The sequence below is a fragment of the Pseudomonas sp. BP01 genome, assembly GCF_022760795.1.
In the GTDB taxonomy this organism is placed as follows: domain Bacteria; phylum Pseudomonadota; class Gammaproteobacteria; order Pseudomonadales; family Pseudomonadaceae; genus Aquipseudomonas; species Aquipseudomonas putida_Q.
The window spans coordinates 64,546-91,040 of the sequence record NZ_JAFBKA010000016.1; the positions used below are offsets into that span (position 1 = coordinate 64,546).

Sequence of the window (26,495 nt, forward strand, 5' to 3'; positions counted from 1 at the left end):
TCATGCCTGTTTCGATCAAGGACATCGGCCGTTACGCGGCACTTCCCTGGCATTGCATGCAGTTGGCTACCCATGCCAAGTCGTTCGAGAACAACCCAGTGCTGGGCAGTGCCCGGCTCAACGCCCTGGGCCTGCATGTGCAGCGCCGCCAGTTGGCGATGGCCATGGCCGGCTACCGCCGTAATGCGTTGGCACCGCGGCTGGATGCCGGTGAGCGCGAGCATTTTGAGCAGAACGGTTTTTTCATTCGCGAAAACGCCCTGCCAGCCGAGCAGTTTGCGGCCTTGCGCGCCGAGCTGGGTGCCTTGCGCAGCACCGGTTGGGAAATGCGCCAGGGCCGCGCGGTTACCCGCCGGGTCAGCCTTGATCAGGACGTGCTGGCGCAAAACCCGGCCAGTGCGGCGTTTGTGATGGACCGCGGGGTGCGCGACCTGATCGCCTATGCGTCGTCCAATACCGGTGGCATTACCTACCAGTTGCAGTCGATCGTGATTGACGCTGCCAATGCCGACCAAGACCCGCAGACCCGCTTGCATGCCGACACTTTCCACCCGACGGCCAAGGCATGGTTGTTTCTGGATGACGTGCAGGATGACCAAGGGCCGTTCAGTTATGTACCGGGCTCGCACCGTCTGACGCCAGAGCGCCTGGCCTGGGAGTACCGTCAAAGCCTGGGGGCGGCGCGTTCGAGCGAGCAGATGCACCGTGAGGGTTCGTTCCGCATCGACGAACCCGACCTGGCCGCCCTCGGCCTGCCCCCACCGCGCCGCTTTGCCGTACCGGCCAACACCCTGGTGGTGGCGGACACGTCTGGCTTCCATGCCCGCTGTGCAAGCCACCAGGCCAGCCACCGGGTAGAGATATACGCCAGCCTGCGACGCAACCCGTTCATTCCCTGGCGTGGCGCGCACCTGTTTGCGCTGCCGTGGATTGCCAATCACCACATGCGTTGGGATATACGCTTGAAGCGGTTGATGGGGTTTGACAAGAAGAGCCATTGGCGGTTTGTGGAGCAGTTGAATGCGTATGAGGCGCCGCATATCTGAGGGGGCTGGTGTGAGGCTCTAGCTGGGCCTGGCTCTGGTTTTCTTGGGGCTGGATGGTAAGGCTTGGCTTGTGGGGGCCTGCTTTATAGAGCGCCACCCCCGCAGCGGATGGCACGGGCTTCGCCCGTGTTCGCGGGCATGCCCGCTCCCACAGTGATCGCGCAAACCTTCAAAGTTTGAGCAAGGCAGTTGCTCTCACACAGGTAGCGCATAAGCCTGAAGCCTGCGCGGTACCTGTAGGAGCGGCCTTGTGCCGCGAAGCGCCGCAAGGGCGGCGCTCGATTTCGGCGACAGCACACACCCCGAGCCGACCACACCCGCCTTCAGCCCAGGCGGGCCATTTCCTCTGCCACCACCGCCACGGTATGCCGAACCTGCGCTTCGGTATGCTCACAAGACACAAAAAACCGCACCCGCGCCGAATGCTCCGGCACTGCCGGGTACAGGATCGGCTGGGCATTGATGCCGCGCTCGAACAAGGCACTGGACAAACGCCCGGCCTTGAACGAACTGCCAGTAATCACTGGTATCACCGCCAGCCCGGTACTGGTTGCCGTATCCAGCCCCGCCTCACGCGCCAAACGCAGAAACAACTCGCCACGCGCCTGCACCCGCGCTACCCGCTCTTGGTCATCCGCCAGCAGCTGCAACGCCGCCAGCGCAGCAGCCGTGACCGCCGGTGGCATGCCCACGCTGTACAAAAAGCCCGGCGCCAGAAACTTCAGGTGCTCGATCAATGCCGTACTGCCGGCGATATAACCACCGCAACTGGCCAGGGTCTTGCTCAGCGTCCCCATCCAGATATCAACGTCATTACCCGCCAGGCCAAAATGCTCGCGAATACCTTTGCCCGTAGCACCCATCACCCCCAGCGAATGCGCTTCGTCCACCATCAGAAACACCTTGTACTTGTTCCTGAGTTCAACGAATCGGGGCAGGTCCGGGTAGTCGCCATCCATGCTGTACACGCCTTCCACCACCACCAGCACCCGCTCGAAGTGCTGGCGCTGCTCAGCCAGCAGACGGTCCAGCGCTTCCCAGTCGTTGTGCGCAAAACTCAGGCGGCGAGCACCCGAAAGCTGAACCCCCTGCACGACGCTGTTATGGATGAGCTCGTCATGCACCACCAGGTCGCGCGGCCCGAACAGGTAGCCGATGGTGGTGACGTTGGTCGCGTGGCCGCTAACCATGACAACGGCATCGTCCACGTCGTAAAGGCGGGCCAGTTCACGCTCAAGCTCACGGTGCAGCGGGCGGTCGCCAGAAACCGGGCGGCTGGCCGACACCGAAGTGCCATAGCGGTCGATCGCGGCCTTCGCCGCTTCGGCCACCCTCGGGTGGCCGGAGTAACCCAGGTAGTTGTAACTGGCAAAGTTGAGGTACTCGCGCTCGCCAATCTGCGTCTGTGCACCGGCGGTGCCCTGATGCAGGCGGAAGAACGGGTTGCTCAGCCCCAATTGCTTCGCGCCCTGTTCAATCACGCGCAACTGCTGGTACCCCGGGTGCTGATCAAAGCGATAGTAGCTCTCGGGCACTTTCAGGGCAGCCTGTTGCACCTGCTCCAGGGTAGTGCCCGGCTCGCCCTCGGCAGCCGCATGGCGGCGCCGTGCGAGGGCTTGCTGGATCAAGCGTTGCTTGGCATCGCCACCAAGGCCGGTCGGGGTTTTGGCTGTCATCTAACGCTCTTAATCAATCAATCGGTTGGGTGCTGCACTGGTGTCGGCCAGGGCTGCGTTCATCTGCGCCAATGCTTCGGCACTGTGTTCGCTGCCATGACGGGCCAGCACATTCTGCGCCAGCTGCCCTTCGCCACTTCCCGCCTCACCACGCAACAGCTCCAGCAAGCGCGCGGCAAGCTTGTCGATGCTGGAACTGTCGCTCAGCTCCATCACCGGCAGGCGAATACCGAAACGCTCCTCCAATGCCACCACCAGCTCCACACTCATCAACGAGTCGAGCCCCAGTTCTTGCAGCGGGCGCTGTGCATCCAGGCGGGCCGGCGGCAGGCGCAGAATCTCGCACACCTCGTGCTTGAGCATTTCCGCGAAGCGCTCGAGCAGCTCGCCATCGTCAAGTTCTGCCAGCATGCGCTGGATGTCTTCACCGCCGCCTTCATCTTCCTGGTCACTGCCATAGGCACGGGCCAACTCGACAAAGCGCGGCGTGGCAGCACTGGGCAGGAAACGCGACAGCGCCTTGAAATCCAGCTCCAGCACGCCGTGGCCGTTGTCGCCCTCCAGCAGCATGGCCTCCAGTTGCGCCAGGGCCACCTCGGCGCGCAGGGGCGCACCCCCCATGCGGCTTTGCAAAGCGTCCTTGATCTGGCTGTTGCGGGCCAGGAAGCCAACATCGTCAATGGCCCCCCACAGCACGGCCGTGGCCGCCAGCCCCTGGGCGCGGCGGTGCCGCGCCAGCGCTTCCAGCCAATGGTTGGCCGCCACATAGTTGGCCTGGCCGGGGTTGCCGAACAGGGTAGTGGCCGACGAGAACATGACGAAGAAGTCCAGCGCCTGGGCCTTGGTCAGCTCGTGCAGGTACTGCGCGCCTTTGGCCTTGGGCTCCAGCACGCGGTGCAACTGCTCGGCATCAAGGTTGCGGATCAGGCCGTCGTCGATCACCGTCGCCGCATGCACCAGGCCACGCAGCGGCCACGGGCTGGCGGCAATACGCTCGAACACTGCGCGCAGTTGCCCGCAGTCAGTGATGTCGCACGCCACGGCCTGCACATCGATACCCTGGGCGTGCCACAGCGCCAGCTGCGGCTGGGCTTCGGCACTGGCCGGGCCGCGACGGCCCAGCAACACCAGGTGACGGGCGCCTTTGTCGATCAGCCACTGTGCCGTGCGCAAGCCAAAGCCGCCCAGGCCACCGGTGACCAGGTAGCTGGCATCGGCGGCGAGCTGCAGTGCCCGCACCGGCTGGGCACGGGTGTCTACTGTCTGCTGAATGGGGTTGGCATAGGTCACCACCACCTTGCCAATCTGCCGCGCCTGCTGCATGTAGCGGTAGGCCTCGACCACCTGGTTGGCGTCGAACTCGCGGAACGGCAACGGGTGCAGGATACCTTGGGCAAACAGCTCCATCATTTCGGCAAACAGCCGGCGGGTGAGCGCGGGGCGTTCGCTCATCAGCTGGTCGGCATCGATACCGAAGTAGCTGATGTTGTTGCGGAACGGGCGCAGGCCGATGCGGGTGTTCTGGTAGAAGTCGCGCTTGCCCAGCTCCAGGAAGCGGCCAAACGGCTTGAGCACCTGGAAGTTGCGGTTGATGGCTTCACCGGCCAGCGAGTTGAGCACCACGTCTACGCCACGCCCGCCGGTGGCCGCCAGCACCTGGTCGGCATAGGCCAGCGAACGCGAGTCGTAGACGTTGTCCACGCCCAGCAGGCGCAGGAAGTCGCGCTTCTCGTCGCTGCCCGCGGTGGCATGGATTTCCGCCCCCAGCCACTTGGCAATCTGGATGGCGGCAATGCCCACGCCACCGGCAGCACCATGGATCAGCACCTTCTCGCCCGGCTCCAGGCGCGCCAGGTGATGCAGCGCGTAGTACACGGTGAAGAAGGTACTTGGAATGGTCGCCGCCGCTTCGAACGACATCCCTTCGGGAATACGGGCCACGGCGTTGGCGTTGGTTACCAGGCGGTTGGCGAAGCTGCACGGGCCAAAGCCCACCACGCGGTCACCCGGGGCGAAATCGCCGACCACTTCGGCGCCTTTGCCTTCTACCACACCGGCAAATTCAAAGCCCAGGGTGGGGCCGGAGAAACCGTTTTCGATGGCTTCGTCCGACAGCAGGCCAAGGGCGAACATCACATCACGGAAGTTGAGGCCGGTAGCGCGTACGGCAATGTCCAGCTCGTCCGCCGCCGGTTGCCGGGGCTCGCGCACTTCCCAACGCAGGTTGCGCAACTGGCCGGGCAGGTCGAAGCCCAGGCATACCCACTGCGCAGCAGCATCCACACTGCCCGGCTGGCCAGCCAGTACGCGCAGGCGCGGCACATAACGGCGGCCTTCGGCATCAAGCGCCAGTTCGGTTTCGCTGTCGGCATGCAGCAACGCCGGCAGCGCCAGCTCGACGGGTGCAGTGTGCGCCAGGTCAAGCTGGCGTATGCGGCAGCTGGGCGACTCGTTGGCCAGGGTGCGGCCAAAACCCCAGAACGCTGCGTCGGCAATGGCCGAGACATCGGCGGCGGTGTCGGTACCATACAGGTGCTCGGCAGCACCGCGGCTGAACAGCCAGCACTGCGGGGCAATGCCCAGCGACTCACACGCCTGTACCAGTGCGGCCGCCTGCAGGCAGCGCTCGGCCTGGGCATCCAGGCCTGCATTGCTGTCGAAGCCGGCCAGGTGCAGCACGTGCTCCGGCGGCTGGGCCAGGGCGCCCAGCTGCTTGGCCAGCGCCTCTGCAGCACCCGGTTGCAGCAGGTCTACCTGCTGGCCCTGGGCACGCAATTGCTCGGCCAGCCGCAACGCAGCGCCCTGCCCCGCTTCGGCCAGCACGGCCCAGCGCTGCTGCACGGCCTCGGGGGCGCCAGCATCAATGCCAGCGGGCTTGTCGGCCAGCAGCAGGTAGCTGCCACAGGCGTTACCCGGCAAGGCTTCGAGGGTGCGCAGCGCAGTAAGGCCATGGCGCTGCAGCTCATGCTGCCAGAACGCCGGGCCCTGTTGGCGCGACAACGCCTGCTGCGGGCCTGCCAGCCACCAGCCGGGCTGGGCACCGAAGACAAAATCGACCCAGCGTGCCGGGTACTGCCCCAGCAGCGCCACCTGGCCATGGGGGTTGAGCTGGCCGCTGGCCTGGCGCAGGGCGTCGCCCACGGTGCCCAGCGCGCCCAGGTCGGTCGGTACCAGCACCCAGTCGAACGTACCCGCTTCGGCCAGTTGCTCCAGGCCGAGCACGTTCAGCGCCGGGCAATCGTCGCGCAGACGTTGCTCAAGTTCAGGTTCAGTGACGCAGTAGGCATAGTCGATGCGGTCGAAATCCAGCCCGGCGTACAACAGCTCCGCAAACGAGGTGCCACCAAAGCCAAGCTCCAGTACGCGCAGGCGCTGCCCGGCCGGCAGTTGCGCCAGGCGTTGGGCCAAGGTCTGTTCAATGCCGCTCAGCAGGTGCTGCTGCCCCGCCGCCCCCAGCACCAGGCGGGCCAGGCTGGCACCACTGGTTTCCCGCGGTTGCAGCGCGTCGAACGCCTGGCTGCCATCCAGCAATGCCGGCAGGTAGCGGCCCATTCGGCCCACCGAATGGATAATCTGGAAGTACTCGGGGTAGCTCTGGAACAGCTCTTGCCAGATAGCCTCCGACGCCGGGCGCTCGCCCGGGTCGGCCAACTGCCAGCCACCGTCGGCGCTGCGCTGCAGGCTGCCATCACGCTCGGCGTGACGCAGCAGGGTGGCCAGGAAATCGCCTTGGGCCTGCGACCACTGTGCCACCTGCTCTGAACTCAGGCGGCCACCGGCCTGTTCGACGGCATCCAGCATGAAGCTGCTGCACAGCACGTCCAGCAGAGGCTCCACTTCATTCAGGTAACGCACCTGCGCCGGCTCGTCGGCCAAGCGCTGCACGGCCTCTGCCAACGGCGCACGGGCCACAGCGTGGCGCTGCAGTGGCACCACCTTGCCCGGGGCCGCCAGGCCCACATGGCCCATGCGCTTGATATCGCCGCTGCGGTCGTACTGCAGCCGCACGGCACGCATGCGCGCGTCCTTGATCGCCAGCACGGCAGCGCCGCTGGCATCGAACAGGGTGAAGTCAACCAACAGCGAATGCGCGGTGCGTTTGCGCTGGCGCACCTCGGCCAGCACCGGCACACCACCGGCGCTGGTGAAGGCAATACGCCCCAGCTTGACCGGGATGAACGCCAGGCCGTCATTGCGGCCTGGGCGGCTGGCCAGCAGTTCGGTAATCAGCTGGAACGCACCGTCCAGCAACGCAGGGTGCAGGTGCAAGCCTGCCAGTTCGTGCTCGATGGCAGCCGGGACGGCCAACTGGGCCAGCACACACTCCGCATCCACCCAGGCTGCGGCCACGGTCTGGTAGGCCGGGCCGTAGTTCAGGCCCACCGCGCAGGTCAGCGCCAGGTGCTGCTCGCCGGTAAAGTCTGCAGGGCGCGCTGGCAGCGCTGGGGCACGGGCTTCGAGCAGCACACCGCGGGCTTCGCCCGGCAGGCGCGCGACCACGTGCTGCACCCACTCTTCGCGCTGCGCCAGGGTGCGCGAAATGATGCGCAGGGTGCCGTCGGCCCCTTCGACCTGCACGCGCACTTTCTTGCTGGCCTCACTGCTCAGCAGCAGCGGGTTGTGGATTTCGAGCTCCTCGATGTCTACAAACTCACCGGGCTGGTGCAGTTGCGCCACGGCCAGCGCCAGCTCGGTAAAGCCAGCCCCCGGGAACAGCACTGACTCGCCCACCTTGTGGTCGGCAAGGGTCGGGTACTGCTGCGTATCCAGGCGGTTTTCCCAGGTCAGTGCCTGGTCGTGTACAGGGTAGCCCAGCAGCGGGTGCACACGCTCACGCCCCAACGGGCCGTTGAACTCGGCGCTTACCGGCAAGCTGAAATGGTCACGCTGCCAGGTATAGTTGGGCAGGCGCACCTGGCGCCCGGCCACCGGGAAGCGGGCCTGCCACTGGGGCTCGGCACCGGCAATCAGCAGGCGAGCCACCGTGCGCTCCAGCAGCAGTGGGCTGTGGTCGTTGCGCTTGAGGGTGCCAATCACCTGCCCTGCTTGTTCGCATTCGGCCAGTACGTCATTGACGTAGCTGCGCAAGATCGCGTGCGGGCCCACCTCCACGAACAGGCTCAGGCCGCTGCGCATAAGGGCGGCCAGCGCCCCCTGGAACAGTACCGGGAAGCGAATGTTCTGCCACCAGTAGTGGCTGTCCAGGCGCTCGCCGTCCAGTTGCCCACCCACCACGGTGGAATAAAACGGAATCTGCGTGGCGCGCGGGCGGATGTGGCTCAGGTCGGCAATCACCGCCTGTTCGATGGGGTTCATCGCTGGTGAATGGAAGGCGTAGTCCAGGTCGAGGCGGCGGGCGAACACCTGGCGCTCGGCCAGGGCCTCTTCCAGCAGCGTGAGCGCATCGACTTCACCCGCAACGGTGGCACCACGGCCGCTGTTTTCACCGGCCACCACCAGGCGGCCATCCAGCTTCAGTTCAGTAATCAGTTGCGCTGTGGCTTCACCCGACAAGCCGACCGCAGTCATCTGCCCAGTGCCGCGGGTAAGGCCTTGCAGGCGGCTGCGGTGATAGATGACCTGGGTGGCATCCTCCAGGCTAAGCGCGCCGCTGGCCCAGGCAGCCGCCACCTCGCCGACGCTGTGGCCGATGACCGCCACCGGGTGGATCCCTTCGGCAGCCAACACCCGGGTAACCGCCACTTGCAGGGCAAACAGGGCCGGCTGGGCGATTTCGGTACGGGCATAGCGGCCTTCGCCGTTGTCACCCAACAGCTCGGCGCGCAGCGAGTAGCCCGCCAAGGGCTGGAACAACGCGTCCACTTCATCCACGGCGGCGGCGAACAGCGGCTGGTCGAGCATCGCCCGGCCCATGCCCTGCCATTGCGAACCGTTGCCCGAGTAGACGAACACTGGCGCCGAGGCGCCGTCCAGCGCCTGGCCGGCCTCCAGCACCGCGCTCAGCTCGCTGAGGGTTGGGTCCTGGGCATAGTCGTCCAGTGCCTGGGCGGCTTCGGCCGCATTGTCGCAAACCAGCAGCAGGCGGTGGCTGTGCGCATCCCGACGGTACATCGCCTGGTAGGCCACATCGTAGTAGTCAACGTCGGTGTGCTCGGCCAGGTAGGCGGCAAACCGCTCGGCCATTGCCCGCAGGCCCTCTTCGGTCTTGGCACTGAGCAGCAGCGGCACGCGCCGTGCATTGGCCGGAGCCGGCACATCTGCCTGCGGCTCGGGGCTCTGCAGGATGACGTGGGCGTTGGCCCCGCCAAAGCCGAACGAGTTCACACCTACCGTCAGCTGGCCGTCGGCTTTCAGCGGCAGGGGCTCGGTGACCACCTGCAGGTTGAGGTCGCCAAAAGCGATATTCGGGTTTAGCGCCTGCACGCCAATGGTGGCGGGCACGGTGCGCTCGGCAAGGCAGTTCAGTGCCTTGATCAGGCCGGCCACGCCAGAGGCGGCTTCAAGGTGCCCAAGGTTGCTCTTCACCGAGCCGATTGGCAGCGGGTTGCCGGCGCCGCGCGCCTGGCCCAGCGCTTCGCCGATGGCGCGGGTTTCGATCGGGTCACCCACGGCAGTACCGGTGCCATGGGCTTCCAGGTAGTCCAGTTGCTCAGGGGCAATGCCAGCCTGGGCATAGGCACGTTTGAGCAGCGCGGCCTGGGCCTCGGCATTGGGCAAGGTCAGGCTGGACTTGCGCCCGTCGGTGTTCACCGCGCTGGCCGCCACCACCGCCAAAATGGGATTCCCATCGGCCACTGCCTGGTCGTAGTCCTTGAGCAGGAGCAACCCGCCGCCTTCGGAACGTGCGTAACCGTCGCCGTTTTCGTCGAAGGACTGACAGCGCCCGGTACGCGACAGCATGGTTGCCTTGGCGAAAATCATGAAACCGAACGGGTGCATGTGCAGGCTGATGCCGCCGGTGACGGCCTGGTCCACATCACCGCTGAGAATCGCCTGACATGCCTGGTGGAAAGCCACCAGCGACGAGGAGCACGCGGTGTCGATGGCCATGCTTGGCCCGCGCAGGTCGTAGAAGAACGACAGGCGGTTGGCAGCAATGCTCATGGTATTGCCGGTGGCTGTTGCACCATCAATGGACGACAGGTCTTCGACCAGGCGGTAGGACTGCTCCACACCGGCAATGCCCAGGTACACGCCGCAGTTGCTGCCTCGCAGGCTGGACGGCTTGACCCCGGCGTTTTCGAAGGTTTCCCAGCACATTTCCAGCAGCATGCGCTGCTGCGGGTCCATCATCGCGGCTTCACGCGGCGAGATGCTGAAAAAGCCCGCATCGAACGCGCTGATATCGCCTAGGGTGCCAGACGCGAAGGTATAGCTGGTTGCCGGGCTGGCCTTGTCGGGGTGCAGGAACTCGTTTTTGTCCCAGCGTGACGGGTCGACCTGGGTCACCAGATCGCGCCCTTCCATCAGGTTTTGCCAGAAGCCTGCATTGGAAGAGCCCGGAAAGCGATACGCACAACCAACGATTGCAACCTTTTTACGCTTGATCAAAACCTATTCCTTCAAATCTCATCGGGCACCGTCCCATCCGTCGGACAGCCGGCATGCCTGGCCTTGCCATGAATCTGGCCGGTCGTTGTATGACATTGATGATTGTCTGGTTATCTGAAGCCGCTGTTTACGCAGGAGGCGTGAGACTTTTGGTCCGGGTCCCTGTAGGAAACTTCAGATTTGTGTGTGCGGATGATACGCGGGTTGCGGGGGTGGGAAAACCCTGGGGGAGCGACGGGGCGCCTGGCAATCTGCGCACCCCGTCTGTTTCGTGGCCAGCAGACAAAGCCTGCTGCCGTTACTGCAGTCAGTAAACCGTATCGCGGAGCAGGCGCTGAAGGTACTGGCCATACCCATTCTTGGCCAACGGTGCCGCAAGCATCTCTAGCTGCTGGGCATCAATCCAGCCCTGGCGGAACGCCACTTCTTCCGGGCACGCGACTTTCAAGCCCTGCCGGCGCTCGATGGTGGCAATGTAACCACTAGCCTCGAGCAGCGAGTCATGGGTGCCGGTGTCCAGCCATGCATAGCCCCGCCCCATGATTTCAACCGACAAACGGCTCTGTTCGAGATACACACGGTTGAGGTCAGTGATTTCCAGTTCGCCACGCGCCGACGGCTTGATGCCCTTGGCAATTTCGACCACGTCCTTGTCGTAGAAATACAAACCGGTAACGGCGTAGCTGGATTTTGGGTTGGCCGGCTTCTCTTCCAGGCTGATCGCTTTGCCCTGGCCGTCGAACTCCACTACCCCGTAACGCTCTGGGTCCTGCACGTGGTAAGCGAACACGCTGGCCCCGTCGGTGCGCTGCATGGCGTTGCCCAGCAAGGCCTGGAAGTCGTGGCCGTAATAGATGTTGTCACCCAGCACCAACGCCGACAGGTCATTGCCGATGAACGACTCGCCGATGAGGAACGCCTGCGCCAGGCCATCAGGGGAGGCTTGTACCGCATAAGTGATGTTGATGCCCCAGCGCTGACCATCGCCCAGCAACTGCTCGAAACGCGGGGTGTCCTGCGGGGTGGAGATGATCAGGATGTCGCGAATGCCCGCCAGCATCAGCGTGGTTAGCGGGTAGTAGATCATCGGCTTGTCGTATACCGGCAACAGCTGCTTGGAAATCGCCAGGGTTGCAGGATGCAGTCGGGTACCCGAGCCGCCCGCCAGAATGATGCCTTTACGCTTCATAGTTGTCATTTCTCGTGAATTTCGGTGAGCATGCGGGCCACTCCCTCGCGCCAGTCTGGCAGGGTCAGGGCAAAGGCCTGCTGCAATTTGGTGGTGTCCAGGCGCGAGTTGGCCGGCCGCTTGGCAGGCGTAGGGTAGGCATCGGTGGACAACGGGTTGACCTGTGCGGCGTGGGCTTTCAGTGGTACACCCTGTGCCGCGGCCTGCTCCAGCACAAACCGGGCGAATCGGCACCAGGTGGTTTCACCGCCGGCCGCCAGGTGATAAACCCCACCGAGCGACGGCTTGGCCAGGGTGAGGGTAATGGCGTGGGCAGTAATGTCGGCAATCAGCTCGGCGCCGGTCGGAGCACCGTACTGGTCGTCGATCACGCCCAGGCTTTCGCTCTCGCCCGCCAGCCGTAGCATGGTCTTGGCGAAGTTGTTGCCGCGTGCGGCATACACCCAGCAGGTGCGGAAAACCAGATGGAGGCAGCCGGCAGCCAAAATGGCCTGTTCGCCAGCCAGCTTGCTTTCGCCGTAGGCGTTCAGGGGGCCAACAGCGTCGTCTTCGCGCCAAGGCCTGGTGCCCTGCCCCGGGAACACGTAGTCGGTGGAATAATGCACCAGCAGCGCGCCGCACTCGGCAGCAGCGCGGGCCAGCACCTCAACCGCTTGGGCGTTTACCTTGAAGGCTTGTTCGCGCTCGCTTTCAGCCTTGTCCACGGCAGTGTAGGCAGCCGCATTGACGATGACGTCAGGGGCGAAGGCGCTTACGGTCTCGGCCAACCCCGACAGGTTGGCCAAATCGCCACAGTGGCTCTGGCTGCGCGAATTCAGCGCCAGCACGTGGCCCAGTGGTGCCAGGCTACGTTGCAACTCCCAGCCCACCTGGCCGTCCTTGCCCAGCAGCAGAATCTTCATTCCGAACGCCCTGCGTAGTTTTTCTCTACCCAGTCGCGGTAGCTGCCAGACTGCACATTCAGCACCCACTCCTGGTTGTCCAGGTACCAAGCCACAGTCTTGCGAATGCCGGTTTCGAAGGTTTCGGCCGGTTTCCAGCCCAGCTCACGCTCCAGCTTGCGTGCGTCGATGGCATAGCGGCGGTCATGCCCAGGGCGGTCGGTGACGTAGGCAATCTGTTCGGCGTAAGGCTTGCCGTCATCACGGGGGCGCAGTTCGTCCAGCAAGGCGCACACACGGTTGACGATTTCCAGGTTGGGCTTTTCGTTCCAGCCGCCAACGTTGTACACCTCGCCAAGGGTGCCGGCATCCAGCACGCGGCGGATGGCGCTGCAGTGGTCTTTCACGTACAGCCAGTCGCGGATCTGCTGGCCGTCGCCATACACCGGCAGCGGTTTACCGGCCAGGGCATTGACGATCATCAGCGGGATGAGCTTTTCCGGGAAGTGGTACGGGCCGTAGTTGTTCGAGCAATTGGTGGTCAGCACCGGCAGGCCGTAGGTATGGTGGTACGAGCGCACCAGGTGGTCGCTGGCGGCCTTGCTGGCGGAGTACGGGCTGTTGGGCTGGTATTGGTGGGTTTCGGTGAAGGCGGGTTCGCCGGCTGCCAGCGAGCCGTACACTTCGTCGGTGGACACGTGCAGGAAGCGGAACGCCTGGCGGGCCGGCTCAGCCAGCCCACCCCAGTAGGCACGTACGGCTTCTAGCAGGCGGAAGGTGCCGACGATGTTGGTTTCGATGAAGTCTTCCGGGCCATGGATCGAGCGGTCGACATGCGACTCGGCGGCGAAGTTGACGATGGCGCGGGGCTGATGCTCTTGCAGCAGGCGGGCTACCAGCTCGCTGTCGCCGATATCGCCGTGCACGAAGATGTGGCGTTTGTCGCCCTGCAGGCTGCTCAGGGTCTGCAGGTTGCCTGCGTAAGTGAGTTTGTCGAGGTTGACCACGGGCTCGTCAGAGCCAGCCAGCCAGTCCAGGACGAAGTTGGCGCCGATGAAGCCGGCGCCGCCGGTTACCAGAATAGTCATGTGTTTGCTTCCGCTTTACGGACTTCTTGTCCGGCCTCTGGATTTTAGCCGCTGGGCAGGTCGACCAAGCGGCGAAAAAGTTGTCAGCGTGAAAACCAGTCAGAGCGGCAAGCGCCCCTCCCGCTTAGTCAAAACACTCCATGTCTTCCAATGCTTTGCCAAGACGGTCCTTATCCGACAGTTGCGGCTTATCGATGGGCCATTGAATACCGACTGCAGGATCATCCCAGGCCAGGCAACGTTCAAACTGAGGGGCGTAGTAGGCGGTTGTCTTGTACAAGAACTCCGCCTGTTCGGACAATACGATGAACCCGTGGGCGAAACCTTCGGGCACCCAGAGCTGGCGTTTGTTTTGCGCCGAGAGCCGGGCACCGACCCACTGGCCGAAGGTGCGGGACGAACGGCGCATATCCACCGCGACATCGAACACTTCACCGACCACCACCCTGACCAGTTTTCCCTGAGGCTGGTGCAGCTGGTAATGCATGCCTCGCAAGACATTCTGACGCGAGCTGGAGTGGTTGTCCTGAACGAAGTTGACGGAGCGCCCAATAGCGGTTTCGAAAGCGTCGTGGTTGAAGCTTTCGAAGAAGAATCCGCGGTCATCGCCGAAGACCTTGGGTTCGAGCAAGATCACTTCAGGTATTGCAAGGGGTGTTGCTTTCATTGGACTGCCTTGAAAGGTAAAAGCATGCAGGCTGCTATCCAGGATGCGCCGCACACTGCTTGATAAGGACATAAGTGAAACAGCAGGGGTACGCCATTCCGGTGGGGCAGGTTTGCCACATGCTGTAGTCCGCAGCACAGAGGCCTGCACGATGCCCACAGGAACTGGCGCCCTTGAATACCAACCACCGCTATCAGGGTTCCAGGCGTCGCTGCTGGTAAATCCAGTCGACAATCTCCCCTTCCGGCGAATAACCGCTCACGGTTTCGCGCAGTAACTGCCGTACCCGAGTAAAGTCATCCACCTCCACGGCTGCCAACAGTTGGCGCAAGGTGTCCTTCAGGGTATCCCACGCCAGGAAGTCTTCAGTGGCACTCATGATCATTGGGTGGCGGGTGGCGATTACGTTATCGCCAATCAGCAACTCCTCATACAGCTTTTCCCCAGGCCGAAGCCCGGTGAACTGGATTGATATATCCCCCATCGGGTTACGCTCGGAACGTACGCTAAAGCCCGACAAGTGAATCATTTTCTCGGCCAATTCCACAATCTTGACCGGCTCACCCATGTCGAGCACGAAGACATCGCCACCCTTACCCATCGAGCCAGCCTGAATAACCAGCTGGGCGGCTTCCGGAATGGTCATGAAGTAGCGGGTGATCTTAGGGTGTGTGACTGTCAGCGGGCCGCCGGCTTTGATCTGTTTGTGGAACAGAGGAATTACTGAGCCTGAGGACCCCAGCACGTTACCGAAGCGGACCATGGTGAAACGGGTCTTGTTCACTTGCGAGACCCTGCCACTGTCGCCGAACAAAACCGGCGCCACTTCGCGGCTCAATGCCTGCAGGGTCATTTCGGCAAGGCGCTTGGTACTGCCCATGACGTTGGTCGGGCGCACGGCTTTGTCGGTGGAGATAAGCACGAAGTTGGCAACCCCGGCCTGTAGCGCAGCCTGGGCGGTGTGCAGGGTGCCAATGACATTGTTCAACAGGCCTTCTGCAATGTTGTGCTCCACCATTGGCACATGCTTGTAGGCGGCAGCGTGATACACCGTGTCGACGCGCCAGGCTTTCATGATCTCCAGCAACTGAGACTGGTTGCGTACCGACCCCAGCATAGGTAGCAGCCGCACCGACAACGACTCGCGGGAAATACGTTGCTCCAGCTCGGAGACAATGCTGTAAAGATTGAATTCGCTATGATCGAACAGCAGCAGGGTTTTGGGGGCCTGGCCTAGAATCTGCCGACACAGTTCCGAACCAATCGAACCGCCCGCGCCCGTCACCAGCACGGTCTGCGCGACAATACAGCGCTCCAGCAGATCGGCCTGGGCAGGCACTGCATCGCGCCCCAGAAGGTCGGCAATGTCAACCTCCTGAATATCGTCCACCTTTACCCTGCCGCTGGCCAGGTCCATGAAGCTGGGGATACTGCGCACATGCAGTGGGTAGCCTTCAAGGAAATTGAGAATTTCACGGCGACGGGTGCGAGTGGAAGATGGTATGGCAAGCAGGATCTCCTGAGCACCCGTGGCGTTGATCATGTCTTGCAGTTGCTCGGGACGATAAACTTGCAGACCGGCAATCACCCGGTCGGTAATGCTGGGATCATCATCAATGAACGCTACTGGCCGCAGTGCCTTGTCAGCGCGCAAGGCGGCAACCAGTTGGTTGCCAGCACCACCGGCGCCATAGATGGCCACCCGCGGCAAGCCGTCAGTGCGGTTGGTACTGGTAAAGGGTACGTGCTGCACGGCAGCGGCAAACCAGTCGCCCAGGAAGTACTGACGCATGGCCAGGCGCAGGCCACCGATCATGATCAGGCTCAGCCACCAGTAGTTGAATGTGATGGAACGTGGCACCACATGCTGATGGTCACCGGCCCAGTAGATGATGAAACCGAGAATAAGCGAGGAAAGGGTAATGGCCTTGGCAATGGCAATGAGCGCATCGGTACCGAAATAGCGCATGACGGCGCGGTACAGGCCGAAACGGATGAATAGCGGGATACCTACCACCGGCGCTGTCAGGAACAGCCAGCCGTGGTCGATGAAGGGGTTGACCAAATCGTCGATCCCCAGACGCACGAGAAACGCCATCCAGAGCGCAGCCCAGATCAGTACGATATCGGTCAACACCTGCAGCAAGCGTTTATGTCTACGAGGTAGAGCAAGCAGTTTAGCGCGCACCTTTTCCATTGCTCCTCTTAAACGATTTCCAGAAATTCCCTGACATCGAGTCGCTCCTGATCCCTTTGCTTCACTCTTCAATTTGCCCCGCGCGAAAATGCACAGCCAACCACACCAGCGGGATATAGGCTAGAACCACGCCCACGGCGCCATCCAGGCCAAGTCGGCTAACGCAGAAAGCGATGGGCAACAACCAGCACAGGTTCAGTACGACAACCGCCAAAGTCACCGGCAAGTGCCTGCCAAACTTCCTTGAGGCAAACTGGTAGGCATGGCTGCGGTGTGCCTCGTAAACCTTGTCGCCACGCAGCAGGCGGCGCACCAATGTGTAAGTCGCATCGACGATGAACACGCCGAGCAGGATCAGCCAGCACCAGAACATGTCAGGCGACACCCAGGCTGCCTGCAACGACATTCCGCCAAGTACAATGCCGAGGAAGCCGCTGCCAGCGTCACCCATGAAGATCTTGGCAGGGGGGAAGTTCCAGAACAGAAAACCTGCCACTGCTGCAGCCAGCAGCAGGGGTAACACGGCATGGCTGAGCATACCCGACAATGAGTATAGCGACGCAGTCCCCAGGCACACCGTTATAGCTTCGACACTGGCAATGCCATCGATACCGTCCATGAAGTTGTACAGGTTGAGCAACCACACCAGGTAAACCGCAGCCAGCACGCCCCCCAGCCAACCCAGATCGACTTGCCAACCAAACAACGTCAGCGGTGGCAGCCCACCCATCCAGACCAGCATCCAGACGGCGGCGATGAAGTGCCCCAGCAGCCGCCAACGAGCGGCGATGTGGCCGTGATCGTCCATGAACCCGATGATGGCAATCAGCGCCCCTCCCCCGCCCAAGGCGACCAGTGAGCGGCTGTCTACTGCCCCGGACAGCATCGTGCCAACAATAGCCAGCAGGAACGTCACCACAATGGCAACGCCGCCTCCCCGCGGTGTAGGCACAGTGTGCGAACTGCGGGCGTTAGGCACGTCGATGACACTGCGCGCCAGCGCATAGCGGCGCAAGCAAGCGGTCATCAGCAGGGACAGCAGCAGTACAGCAGGTAAAGCCCACAAAAGCATCATCAGTTGTTATTTTCCTGTTAGTGCCTGGCCACAGCCAGTAAAGCCGCATTCACGTTTGCCGGCAGTGCCGATTACACCGCAATCAGCTTATGGCCTGCCTTAGCCACACGCGGCGCATGCAAACCAGCGCGATGGAGGCTGGCCGGCGAGTTTAATACTATCGACACATTGCATGACAACAGAAAACACACACGCAACATACGGATATTTCTGACAAAAAAGGTTCGGCGCGCCCTGCCGGTAACTTAGCGCAGACCGTTTCCATCGCGGCTGTAATACCCTAGCCACCCTGCTTGTGCGAGCGCCTGAAATTTTTACCCGCCTGCATCAGGGCGAGCTCTGCGCTGACCGGGGGCTGCCACCCCAATAGCGACCTGGATTTCGTTGCATCAACCTGTAGAGAGCCGCACAACTGCGTGTAAAGATTTTTCTTTCCCAGCAATTGCGCGCCTAAGGCCATCAACCCCGTTGGAACCGGAAGCAAAATCACATTCCGCCCCATTCCACGGCCCAGCAGTTTGAGCATTTGTGGTAACGAAACATCGTCATCATCGCTAACATGAAATGTTTCACCGGCCGCCGCCGGGTGACGAATGCACAAGGCTATAAAATCGACCAGATTTTCCAGCGCGACCATGCTGCGCTGATTAATCACGCTGCCAAATGGCAGCGGTACCCCAAGTGCGACCAGCTTTAACAGCCGGGCAAAGTTACCCGGGGCGTGCGCCGCGTAAACCAGCGGCGGGCGAATGATCACCAGCTCGACACCACTGGATTGCGACAAGGCTTTCAATGCCTCTTCGGCCTCATACTTGGAATGGGCATAATCGGCGTGTGGTGCAGACGGCATGCTTTCCGTAAACGGCTTACCCTCTGTGCTCCCGCCCACCACGCCAATGGAACTGATGAACACGAAGCGTTTCAAGCCAGCATCGATAGATTGCTGGAACAATGCCAGTGCGCCCTCCACGTTCACCCGTCGAAACGCTTCGCGCGGGTCTTTCGACTGTTCATTCAGCACATGAGCGCGGGCCGCCAGATGAACGACCACGTTCACGCCGCTGAGGGCTTGGGACCAGTCAGTGTGCCCGCCAATATCACCTACCGCGACCAGCGATGAAGAACCCTCGGCTTGCGCAGGCAGCGCACGAACAGCACCAACGACTTCAATGTCATCCGCACTTTCGAGTCGCGTACAAAGTGCCTGACCTACAAAGCCCCCGGCACCGGTGACCAATACCTTCATATCACTGCCCCCACTAAATGATGAATTTTGAATAGCGAAACCAGTAATCTTTCGCCCGCGTGCTAATTGCCGCTACCTGGCAATTACCGATGGCCATCAAAGGCCCGTGAGTTTCATGCTGACGGGATTACGCTGCATGGAGCCGACGGGCCGTCAATGGCGCTATCAAAAAAGAGGATGGCCGGGTCGCTCAACAGCTGGCCCGATTTATCGGACACAGGCTTGTGCGTATGCCCGGCAAATCAACCGGCTCTGCCCTGGGGGGCAATTCCCATTTCAGCGAGCATGACCGCATTCACTGAGTGGACATCATAACGCTGCTCTGCAATTTCCCTGGATCGCCGCCCCATGCGCGTAGCCAGATCGGGTTCTGTCACAAATCGCTCCATCGCCTCGACCAATTGCTCCACGTTCTTCACCGCGACCAACATACCGTTGTCCTCCGGCACCACCGTTTCGCGGCAACCAGGTGCATCGGTGGTTATGATCGGCCGCCCCATTGCCATGGCTTCCAGCACCGTCCGCGGGGTGCCTTCCCGATAGGAAGGCAAGACGTACACACTGCAGGCTTCGATCGCCGGGCGAACATCGCTCATGCGCCCCAGATACTGCAAGGTACCCTCCGCAATCCATCGGTCCAGTTCACGCTGGGTAATGGCATCCGGGTTGTCGTCAATCCAGCCGACCAAAGCAAAACTCGCCTGTGGATAGCGCTGGCGCATGCGCTGTGCAGCAGCGGCGTATTCACGCACGCCCTTGTCACCCAATAGCCGAGCGATTAACAGGAAACGCGGCAACTCTGGCAGGGGAACCACTGCAAACGACGACACGTCTACGCCAGACCCGTTGACCACGCAGGATGGCACACGTTCCGGTAGAAGATTCAATGAGCGAAACAACGCTTCATCGTCCGGATTCTGGAAAAACACTTTATGAGTACAACGCAAGGCTGCACTGTAAAGCCGTTGCACCACCCTGCGTACGATACCCCGCTTGCCCTCTTGCTCCGGCTGCTGGAAGGCGTAGCCCAGCCCGGGGATTAACGCAAAACGCCGAGGAACTCGTGCGAGCCAGCCCGCTATCGAGCCGTACACCACAGGCTTAACTGTATACGTCATCAGATAGGTTGGCCGGATTTGGTGCATGAGGCGCCAAAGTTTCAACAGTGAGCAAACATCCGCTACGGGGTTCAAGCCCACGCGTTGCAAATCGATGTTGTGCACAATGATGCCCTTGGCCTCGAACGCGGCGCGCACAGGGCTGTCGGCATTCAGGTCGGGTGAGGCCACGTGCACCTGCATTCCTCTGTCACGCACCGCTTCGAGCAGTGCACCACGCAAGTTCAGCAGCGAGTCTGGATGACTCGAGATCATGAGAAATTTTTGCATTCTATTGCTCTGAATACCAAGCTTGGAACATGAGGACGTTCCACAGATGATGCTGCCAGTTACGTCGACCACTTAAATGCTCATTCCACATCCGAGTAATCGGCTCAGGATGGAAGATTCCCTCTTGGCGCAATCGAGAGGGGTCGAGCTGCGCCTGCGCCCACTCACGCAGAGGGCCTCTCAGCCAGCTGTCCAGAGGCAGTGAAAAGCCCTGCTTGGGACGCTCGATCAGCTCCCGCGGCACATGCCGGTAAAGCACCTCGCGCAGCACTCGCTTACCCTGCCCCTCATGAATCTTGTGGCCAAGCGGCAGGGTCCAGGCCAGCTCAACAACCCTCGGGTCCAGCATTGGCACCCGGCTTTCAAGGCTTACGGCCATGGCAGCGCGGTCAACCTTGACCAGAATGTCATCGGTCATGTACGTCTGGGCATCCATCGCCATCATCGTATGCGCGAAATGATCGGTAGCTGGCCACTGTGCGCTGGCACTCAGCAACGTTTCGGGCTCTACGGCATCGATAATCAAACTGGCTGGGTCCTGCCAATGACTTGTCAAGGTACGGTAGAACTCGCGCTGATCTGCCAAACCCAGCAGGCCTGCCAGTTTGTGTGCTTTGTCGCCCGGCGTAGATATCTGCAAGCTGGATGGAATAACCGGCTTGAGCAGCCCGTAAACCTGGTCCCACTGCGCAGACGACAACGAACGTAAAGCGAACGAAGCACCTTTGCGGGCGAACGCCGGCAACCGTGCCAACCTGCTCCAGACCTTGTTACCCATCAGGTAACGGTTGTATCCCCCAAACAGTTCGTCACCACCATCACCGCTCAATGCAACCCTGACATGCGCGCTCGCCAACTGGCTGACCAAAAAGGTAGGGATTTGAGAGCTGTCACTGAACGGTTCGCAGTAAATGGAAGCCAGCCGCGGAATAACCGCCTGGGCATCGCTGGGCGTCACATAAAGCTCGGTGTGATCAGTACCCAGATGATGCGCAACCTCCTTGGCAAATGCAGCCTCGTTATAGGCAGACTCGCCAAAACCAATCGTGAAGGTACGTACCGGCTGGCGGCTCTGCGCCTGCATCAGGGCGACAACGGTACTGCTGTCTACCCCGCCGCTAAGAAACGCCCCCAAAGGAACGTCAGACAGCATTTGCTGACCTACGGTGGCTGACAACCGCCGCTCAAGCAGGTCGGCAGCTTCTGTGAACGAACCTTGGAACGGGTTGCGCAGCCCCTGCTCTACCACCTCGTTGAGCGACCAGTATGCGGTGGGCTGGGCATGACCGGCAGCCTCGGGCTGTGCGAGTGGAAACTTGATCCAGTGACCAGCCCGCAGCTTATGGATGCCCTTATAGATACTGTACGGCGCGGGAATGCAGTTGTGCCGCAGTAGCAGCGCCAGTGCATCCCGGTCGATCTCATTCGTCGCTGCCGGGTGGCATCTCAGCGCTTTCAACTCGGAGCCGAACAGCAAGCTGCTGCCCTGCCATCCGTAATACAACGGCTTTTCGCCAAACCTGTCACGCGCCAGGCTAAGCGTCCGCTCAAGTCGGTCCCAAAGCGCGATAGCGAACATGCCAACCGCTCGCTGCAGCGTCTTCTCGAGCCCCCAGGCAGCGATACCTGCAAGCAGAGTCTCGGTATCGGAATGTCCCCGCCAGGCAGGTGCGCACCCTTGCGCCTCAAGCTGGGTACGTAACTCCAGATGGTTATAGACTTCGCCGTTGTAGACCATGATGAACCGGTCGCAAGCCGATGCCATGGGCTGGTGGCCGGCCGGCGACAAGTCGAGAATGGCCAGCCGTCGGTGACCTAAAACCAGGCCAGTCGACTCATCCATCCAGTGACCGCTATCATCAGGCCCGCGATGGATAATTTCAGTTGTCATTCGCCCGATCAGCACCGATGCATTCGGCAAGCCCGGGCTAAAAAATCCAGCAATTCCACACATTGGGGCGCACCTTGTGAATTCGACTTTGCAAGCTGATCAATCTGTCAGTCTTTTCAGGAGTTTTTCGAGTACAGGTGCCTGTGCCTGTATCGAGTAACGTGACTCGACCGCATGCCTGCCAGCTAAACCCAGGCGTCTACGCTCTTCATCAGAAGCCAGCAATTGGGACAGTGCAGCCAGCCACTCGGCCTGATCTTGGGCGAGCAAACCGCAGCGGTTGTCGCCAACGATCTCGACGTTCACCCCAACCGGCGAAGCGACTACAGGTACACCACAGGCCATGTACTGGATCAGTTTGTAGCCGCATTTGCCCTTTTCCCACGGGCCATCAATCAGCGGCATGATACCGATATCCATGCGCTCGATCAGTACAGCCTCGCTATCCTCGCTCCAGGGAAGGACTTCAACTTCGATCCCTTGTAATTGAGCAGCGATATTCGCATTGGCACCAACCAGCATAAGCCTGGCACCGTAACGCGTACAAACCTCAAGCAGCGCGGTATGAATGCTGACGACATATTTCTGGGTCGAGGGCGAGCCAATCCAGCCAATTGTCAGCGGTTGATCGGTGGTTCGGGGACTGACCCGATAGCGGCGATGATCGACCACGGTCGGAATGATCTCGACACACTCGGCACCTGCTTGCCTTGCCCGATCCGCCAAATAATCATTGCCAGCCACGACTACATTCGACGCTCGCATCACGTGGTCAATCTTGTTGCCCAGTAATCGGCGTACCCACGCCCGAGGAGAGAGGTCATAATTATGGAACACAGCATCATCGTAATCGACGAGATATCGAGCACCTGTGACTCGCAGCCAGCGCTCGAATATGGCGGGGACGAAGGGAAAGAGCTCCTTTTCTATCCACACCGCATCATAACGGCCAGCACGCAGCAAGACGGCTACGCGCTTGAGGTAATAGCGCAGCAACTTTAATGGCGAACGCCTGGACGAGGCATAAAGATCGCTCAGGTAGTCCTCACCAAAGAAAGCGCTAACTTCAAACACCAGCTCGCTATCCTGCAGCGCAGGGATGTACTGCAACATCCTCAAGCGGCTGCTCGCGCCCATGCGTGTGTAGCGGCTGAGGACGAGGATTTTCTTTGGGGTATTGCCGGAATCAGTCTTCAAGCTGCTCATCGTGTCTTGCCCGTTTTCAACCATTCACCCAGCCAGACGAACAACATACGGTAGGCCTGTAGCGTCTCCATGCCCCCCTTGCGCTTCAGCAGCGCCAGGCCGACACGCAGGATAGGTTCGGGCAATAGGGTCGCAAGCAGCACGGCAGTGGCAGATACCCGCCCGAAATGCTTGAAGGCATAGATTATCCGGCTTCTTAATGAGTAGAAGAGTCTGCGCGCCTTGACTTGGTCTGACGTCCCCCCGCCTTTATGAAACGCCTTCACCTCGGTCAGATACTCGATGCTGTATCCTTCATCTTTGACTCGTTTAGACAAATCCAAGTCTTCGAGATAAACAAAGAATCGCTCATCGAAGCCGCCCAGTTGATCAAAAAGCTCGCGACGAATGAGGTAGAACGCACCGATCACGTGATCGACTGAGCGATCAGTATCATGAGCCCACTCGGCCATGAAAAAGCCCAGACGCGGAACGAAACGGTCCAGGCCAAGAGCATGAGTAATGAAACTGGCCGTTGTTGGCAAGCGCGTACAACTGCGTGCAATATGGCCGTTTTCTTCTTCCAGTTGCACGCCGCATACGCCAACCTTGGCATTACGTGGACTACGGATGAACGACAAGACGTAATCGAGGGTACCCGGGTACACAGCAGCATCAGGGTTGAGGAATAATACGAAAGGAGCATCCCCTTCGGCAGCACCCAAGTTGCAGGCTCGTGCGAAACCAAGATTGGCGCCGGTGCGCAACACACGAACACCCTCTTGCTCCAAACCCTGATCGGAACCATCGGTTGAGCCATTGTCGACCACAATAACCCGGGCCTGACCCATGGTGATACTCGCTTTCAACGAGTTGATGCAGTCGCGAATCTGCGTGCCCGAATTCCAGTTAACGATAACTACATCAATGTCCATGAACCAAGTTCCTGTCAACGCGTTCTATCAGCCGGTGATTCAACAAGGCCACAGGCACGAACAAAACCCACATATAATCAAACTTTGCCAGGTACGGATTGGTGGCGGTAGCCAACAAAAACGAAATAAGCCCGCACAGGTAATAGAACTCAAAGCTGTCGCGCCCTTTACGTCGCACCTCCCGGGCCAGGAACATCATCAGGAAAAACACGCCCACTGCGTAAATCGAGAAACCCAAGAGACCATACTGGAAAACCAGTGCAACATAAAACAACTCATAGGCCCAGGGCATTTCTTCCGAGCGAATGTAGTCAGCCACCGCACCCGCACCCGCTCCCCAGAAGGGATGAGCATAAATACCATCCATCAACGCAATAAATTGATACGTCCGCTCAAGATTGCTCGCACCCGCACCAAACTCGAAAATTGACGTTACCCGCTCATAGATGTAGTCAGGCCACAGTGAATATATGAATACTGCAAGCAAAATGGCTGCACCGGCAAAACTGCCGACTTTGAATACCGCCAACCCTCTACCACCAGGGGCACCCCAACTCATGCAGTAGGCAATAACGGGACCGAACAACGCCGTAACCAATATGACTCGCCGCCCGGAAAGCAGGACCACCAGCACCAGGCCCAGGAACGTTACCAGCCCAGCCAGAGTAATTCGCTGGCAAATGATCCGGCACAACATGAAGGACAGCAAGAAAATTACAGTGGAGACGTTAGGCAAAGTAAACTTCAAGTATCCTGCGCCATAATCGACGACCGCCTCGTCGCCATAAAGCGCTCGCAGAGTCACGCCTAACGGGTTGCCAGGCAGCACGATTTCACCCAATACGAAGCCCAGATCAATCAGCACAATCAGCATCCCGGCCAATACCAACAGGCGGTCCAGGCCTTGACTGTCTCCTCGATAAAGCATCGCGAGTATCGTGAACAATATCGGGTACACAACCATCACGGTGAGCACACGCAGTGCACCAAGGTTACCCACCAACATGCCATACAAGGACCAACCAAGCCCGATAAAAGAAAACAGGATCGCAGCACACATCAGGCGTGTATCAACCCTGCCTACAACTCCACCACCCAATACCAGGCAGCCTAGCGGTAGCAAAAGCGCTACGGTTTTGAACGCAGTGAAGCTTGTTGGAAATACCAGAGACAGCAGCAGTATCAAGCCTGCTACCTGCCGGGCGAAGTTATTCAATGGCATCGACCACCTCACTATGGCCTTTTGCACGCGATACAGCCCAGCCTAGTAATAGCGTATCGAGCAACGTTCGCAGCATCCAGGCAATCGCCGCACCTATGACGCCCAAATCCTGAATCAGCCAGTAAAGAGCGCCGACGAACAGCGGCAATTCTATCAGGTGAAAAATAGCGGTGATTTTAGTCCGACCTTGGGCATGCAAAAAGGCATAGAGCATGGCGCCAATACCATTCAAGAATACACCTACGCACAAAATCCGCCCCACCGTGACCGATTCAGAAGTAACGTACTCACCTACCCACAAGTTGAGAACCACCGGCATCAACAGCGCCATGGCACTCATGATGATCAGCATCATCACAGCCACACGAAGTGTCCAGGTACGGAACAATGCCCACGCCTTACCCACACCTTCCCGCATCAGCGCAGCGATCGCAGGAAACGCGACTGTGCTAACAGCGCCTACCACAATCATCGACTGAACGGTAATTTCGTAAGGGATCACATAGGCTGTCACCGCAGCAGCGGATAACAGGAAACCTACAAAGAACCGGTCCGCCTGCACCAAAAACGGGCTAACGATACTGCTGACCGTTACCCACCCTCCAAAGTGCAGCAACTTGATAGCTTCTTCTTTTACATAGCGACCGTGCTGCTGCCCAACTAAACAACCTTTTGCGCTGTACCGATAAATAAGCAGCGCAACCGCACGCGAAACAACCAAGGTCGACACCAGCCATGGCAGTTCATGCGTGAATTGTGCAACCAGGTACGGCCCTCCAAAATTGGCAACACCCAATCCAATTCTTAGCAGGCTGATGCCTTTGAAATTCAGGTATGCCTCATTTACCCCCCGGTAGGTTGCACTCACCGCTTGCATTGGCAGGGCAAAGGCCAATAGCAGCATGGACAACGTGATCTCTGTCGCAGGAATACTCTGGCGCGGAATGAACTGCTGCACGCCTGAAAGCGAGCCCAATGCAATCACCACCAAGCCTACGACACCAACCACCGAGGTCAAAGTAACCGCTGTTGCAACGGCATCGCTGATGACCGCGACCTCCGAATCGCCTCGCAAGGAGGCAATACGCTGTGTCAATGCACGACCAATTCCCAGATCGAGCGCACCGGCATACCCGATCAGGCCCCAAGCGAGTGCGAGAAGACCAAAACGCTCAGTACCTACGATTGAAATCAAACCTGGCACTGTCAGTGCAGCGATAATGAGCGGCAAGCCCAGGCCCAGCAGATTCCAAATGATATTTCTGTAATGCACCGAATCTCCTCACACCTATGTCAG

16 protein-coding genes are annotated in these 26,495 nt (G+C 60.4%); 1 reads left to right on the top strand and 15 read right to left on the bottom strand.

Annotated features, from left to right (window positions below):
- Positions 1–2: 2 nt before the first annotated feature.
- Positions 3–1,046, top strand: coding sequence for a phytanoyl-CoA dioxygenase family protein (locus JOY50_RS16015; protein ID WP_138736969.1), 1,044 nt, complete (start codon positions 3–5; stop codon positions 1,044–1,046).
- Positions 1,047–1,369: 323 nt separating this feature from the next.
- On the opposite strand, the gene JOY50_RS16020 is transcribed toward JOY50_RS16015, so the two are convergent.
- From JOY50_RS16020 to JOY50_RS29110, 15 genes are all read right to left on the bottom strand, one after another.
- A complete protein-coding gene (locus tag JOY50_RS16020; RefSeq protein ID WP_019472291.1) occupies positions 1,370–2,722 on the bottom strand; it encodes an aminotransferase class I/II-fold pyridoxal phosphate-dependent enzyme in 1,353 nt (450 codons plus the stop codon).
- 9 nt (positions 2,723–2,731) lie between these two features.
- The gene (locus JOY50_RS16025; RefSeq protein WP_243055510.1) at positions 2,732–10,234 is read right to left on the bottom strand and encodes a type I polyketide synthase; all 7,503 of its coding nucleotides are present in this window, start codon (positions 10,232–10,234) and stop codon (positions 2,732–2,734) included.
- Positions 10,235–10,541: 307 nt separating this feature from the next.
- Positions 10,542–11,423, bottom strand: a complete 882-nt coding sequence (gene rfbA / locus JOY50_RS16030) for a glucose-1-phosphate thymidylyltransferase RfbA (RefSeq protein WP_243055511.1) — start codon at positions 11,421–11,423, stop codon at positions 10,542–10,544.
- 5 nt (positions 11,424–11,428) lie between these two features.
- Positions 11,429–12,325 carry a dTDP-4-dehydrorhamnose reductase gene (gene rfbD, locus JOY50_RS16035; RefSeq protein WP_243055512.1) on the bottom strand — a complete coding sequence of 299 codons (897 nt, stop codon included), beginning with the start codon at positions 12,323–12,325 and terminating at the stop codon, positions 11,429–11,431.
- Positions 12,322–13,392 carry a dTDP-glucose 4,6-dehydratase gene (gene rfbB, locus JOY50_RS16040; RefSeq protein WP_243055513.1) on the bottom strand — a complete coding sequence of 357 codons (1,071 nt, stop codon included), beginning with the start codon at positions 13,390–13,392 and terminating at the stop codon, positions 12,322–12,324. Before rfbB ends, rfbD begins: the two co-directional genes overlap by 4 nt.
- A 124-nt stretch (positions 13,393–13,516) precedes the next feature.
- On the bottom strand, positions 13,517–14,059 hold the full coding sequence (gene rfbC / locus JOY50_RS16045) for a dTDP-4-dehydrorhamnose 3,5-epimerase (protein WP_243055514.1): 543 nt from the start codon (positions 14,057–14,059) through the stop codon (positions 13,517–13,519).
- A gap of 193 nt (positions 14,060–14,252) precedes the next feature.
- On the bottom strand, positions 14,253–16,256 hold the full coding sequence (locus tag JOY50_RS16050) for a nucleoside-diphosphate sugar epimerase/dehydratase (protein WP_243055515.1): 2,004 nt from the start codon (positions 16,254–16,256) through the stop codon (positions 14,253–14,255).
- Positions 16,257–16,317: 61 nt separating this feature from the next.
- Entirely contained in the window at positions 16,318–17,331 is a 1,014-nt protein-coding gene (locus JOY50_RS16055; protein WP_243055516.1) for a glycosyltransferase family 4 protein, read from the bottom strand.
- A 280-nt stretch (positions 17,332–17,611) separates the two neighbouring features.
- Entirely contained in the window at positions 17,612–18,577 is a 966-nt protein-coding gene (locus tag JOY50_RS16060) for an SDR family oxidoreductase (RefSeq protein WP_243055517.1), read from the bottom strand.
- Between the two features lie 242 nt (positions 18,578–18,819).
- Positions 18,820–19,965, bottom strand: a complete 1,146-nt coding sequence (locus JOY50_RS16065; protein ID WP_243055518.1) for a glycosyltransferase family 4 protein — start codon at positions 19,963–19,965, stop codon at positions 18,820–18,822.
- Position 19,966: 1 nt separating this feature from the next.
- Entirely contained in the window at positions 19,967–21,919 is a 1,953-nt protein-coding gene (gene asnB / locus JOY50_RS16070) for an asparagine synthase (glutamine-hydrolyzing) (protein ID WP_243055519.1), read from the bottom strand.
- A gap of 36 nt (positions 21,920–21,955) precedes the next feature.
- A complete protein-coding gene (locus tag JOY50_RS16075) occupies positions 21,956–23,053 on the bottom strand; it encodes a glycosyltransferase family 4 protein (RefSeq protein ID WP_243055520.1) in 1,098 nt (365 codons plus the stop codon).
- Between the two features lie 5 nt (positions 23,054–23,058).
- On the bottom strand, positions 23,059–23,976 hold the full coding sequence (locus tag JOY50_RS16080; RefSeq protein ID WP_243055521.1) for a glycosyltransferase family 2 protein: 918 nt from the start codon (positions 23,974–23,976) through the stop codon (positions 23,059–23,061).
- Complete coding sequence (locus JOY50_RS16085) at positions 23,966–25,198, bottom strand: hypothetical protein (protein ID WP_243055522.1); 1,233 nt, start codon at positions 25,196–25,198, stop codon at positions 23,966–23,968. Before JOY50_RS16085 ends, JOY50_RS16080 begins: the two co-directional genes overlap by 11 nt.
- Entirely contained in the window at positions 25,185–26,471 is a 1,287-nt protein-coding gene (locus tag JOY50_RS29110) for an oligosaccharide flippase family protein (RefSeq protein ID WP_243055523.1), read from the bottom strand. Before JOY50_RS29110 ends, JOY50_RS16085 begins: the two co-directional genes overlap by 14 nt.
- Positions 26,472–26,495 lie beyond the last annotated feature (24 nt).

Coding starts and splice junctions, on each gene's coding strand:
- JOY50_RS16015 (WP_138736969.1), top strand. CDS start 3: ATGCCTGTTTCGATCAAGGACATCGGCCGTTACGCGGCACTTCCCTGG.
- JOY50_RS16020 (WP_019472291.1), bottom strand. CDS start 2,722: ATGACAGCCAAAACCCCGACCGGCCTTGGTGGCGATGCCAAGCAACGC.
- rfbA (WP_243055511.1), bottom strand. CDS start 11,423: ATGAAGCGTAAAGGCATCATTCTGGCGGGCGGCTCGGGTACCCGACTG.
- rfbD (WP_243055512.1), bottom strand. CDS start 12,325: ATGAAGATTCTGCTGCTGGGCAAGGACGGCCAGGTGGGCTGGGAGTTG.
- rfbB (WP_243055513.1), bottom strand. CDS start 13,392: ATGACTATTCTGGTAACCGGCGGCGCCGGCTTCATCGGCGCCAACTTC.
- rfbC (WP_243055514.1), bottom strand. CDS start 14,059: ATGAAAGCAACACCCCTTGCAATACCTGAAGTGATCTTGCTCGAACCC.
- JOY50_RS16050 (WP_243055515.1), bottom strand. CDS start 16,256: ATGGAAAAGGTGCGCGCTAAACTGCTTGCTCTACCTCGTAGACATAAA.
- JOY50_RS16055 (WP_243055516.1), bottom strand. CDS start 17,331: ATGATGCTTTTGTGGGCTTTACCTGCTGTACTGCTGCTGTCCCTGCTG.
- JOY50_RS16060 (WP_243055517.1), bottom strand. CDS start 18,577: ATGAAGGTATTGGTCACCGGTGCCGGGGGCTTTGTAGGTCAGGCACTT.
- JOY50_RS16065 (WP_243055518.1), bottom strand. CDS start 19,965: ATGCAAAAATTTCTCATGATCTCGAGTCATCCAGACTCGCTGCTGAAC.
- asnB (WP_243055519.1), bottom strand. CDS start 21,919: ATGTGTGGAATTGCTGGATTTTTTAGCCCGGGCTTGCCGAATGCATCG.
- JOY50_RS16080 (WP_243055521.1), bottom strand. CDS start 23,976: ATGGACATTGATGTAGTTATCGTTAACTGGAATTCGGGCACGCAGATT.
- JOY50_RS16085 (WP_243055522.1), bottom strand. CDS start 25,198: ATGCCATTGAATAACTTCGCCCGGCAGGTAGCAGGCTTGATACTGCTG.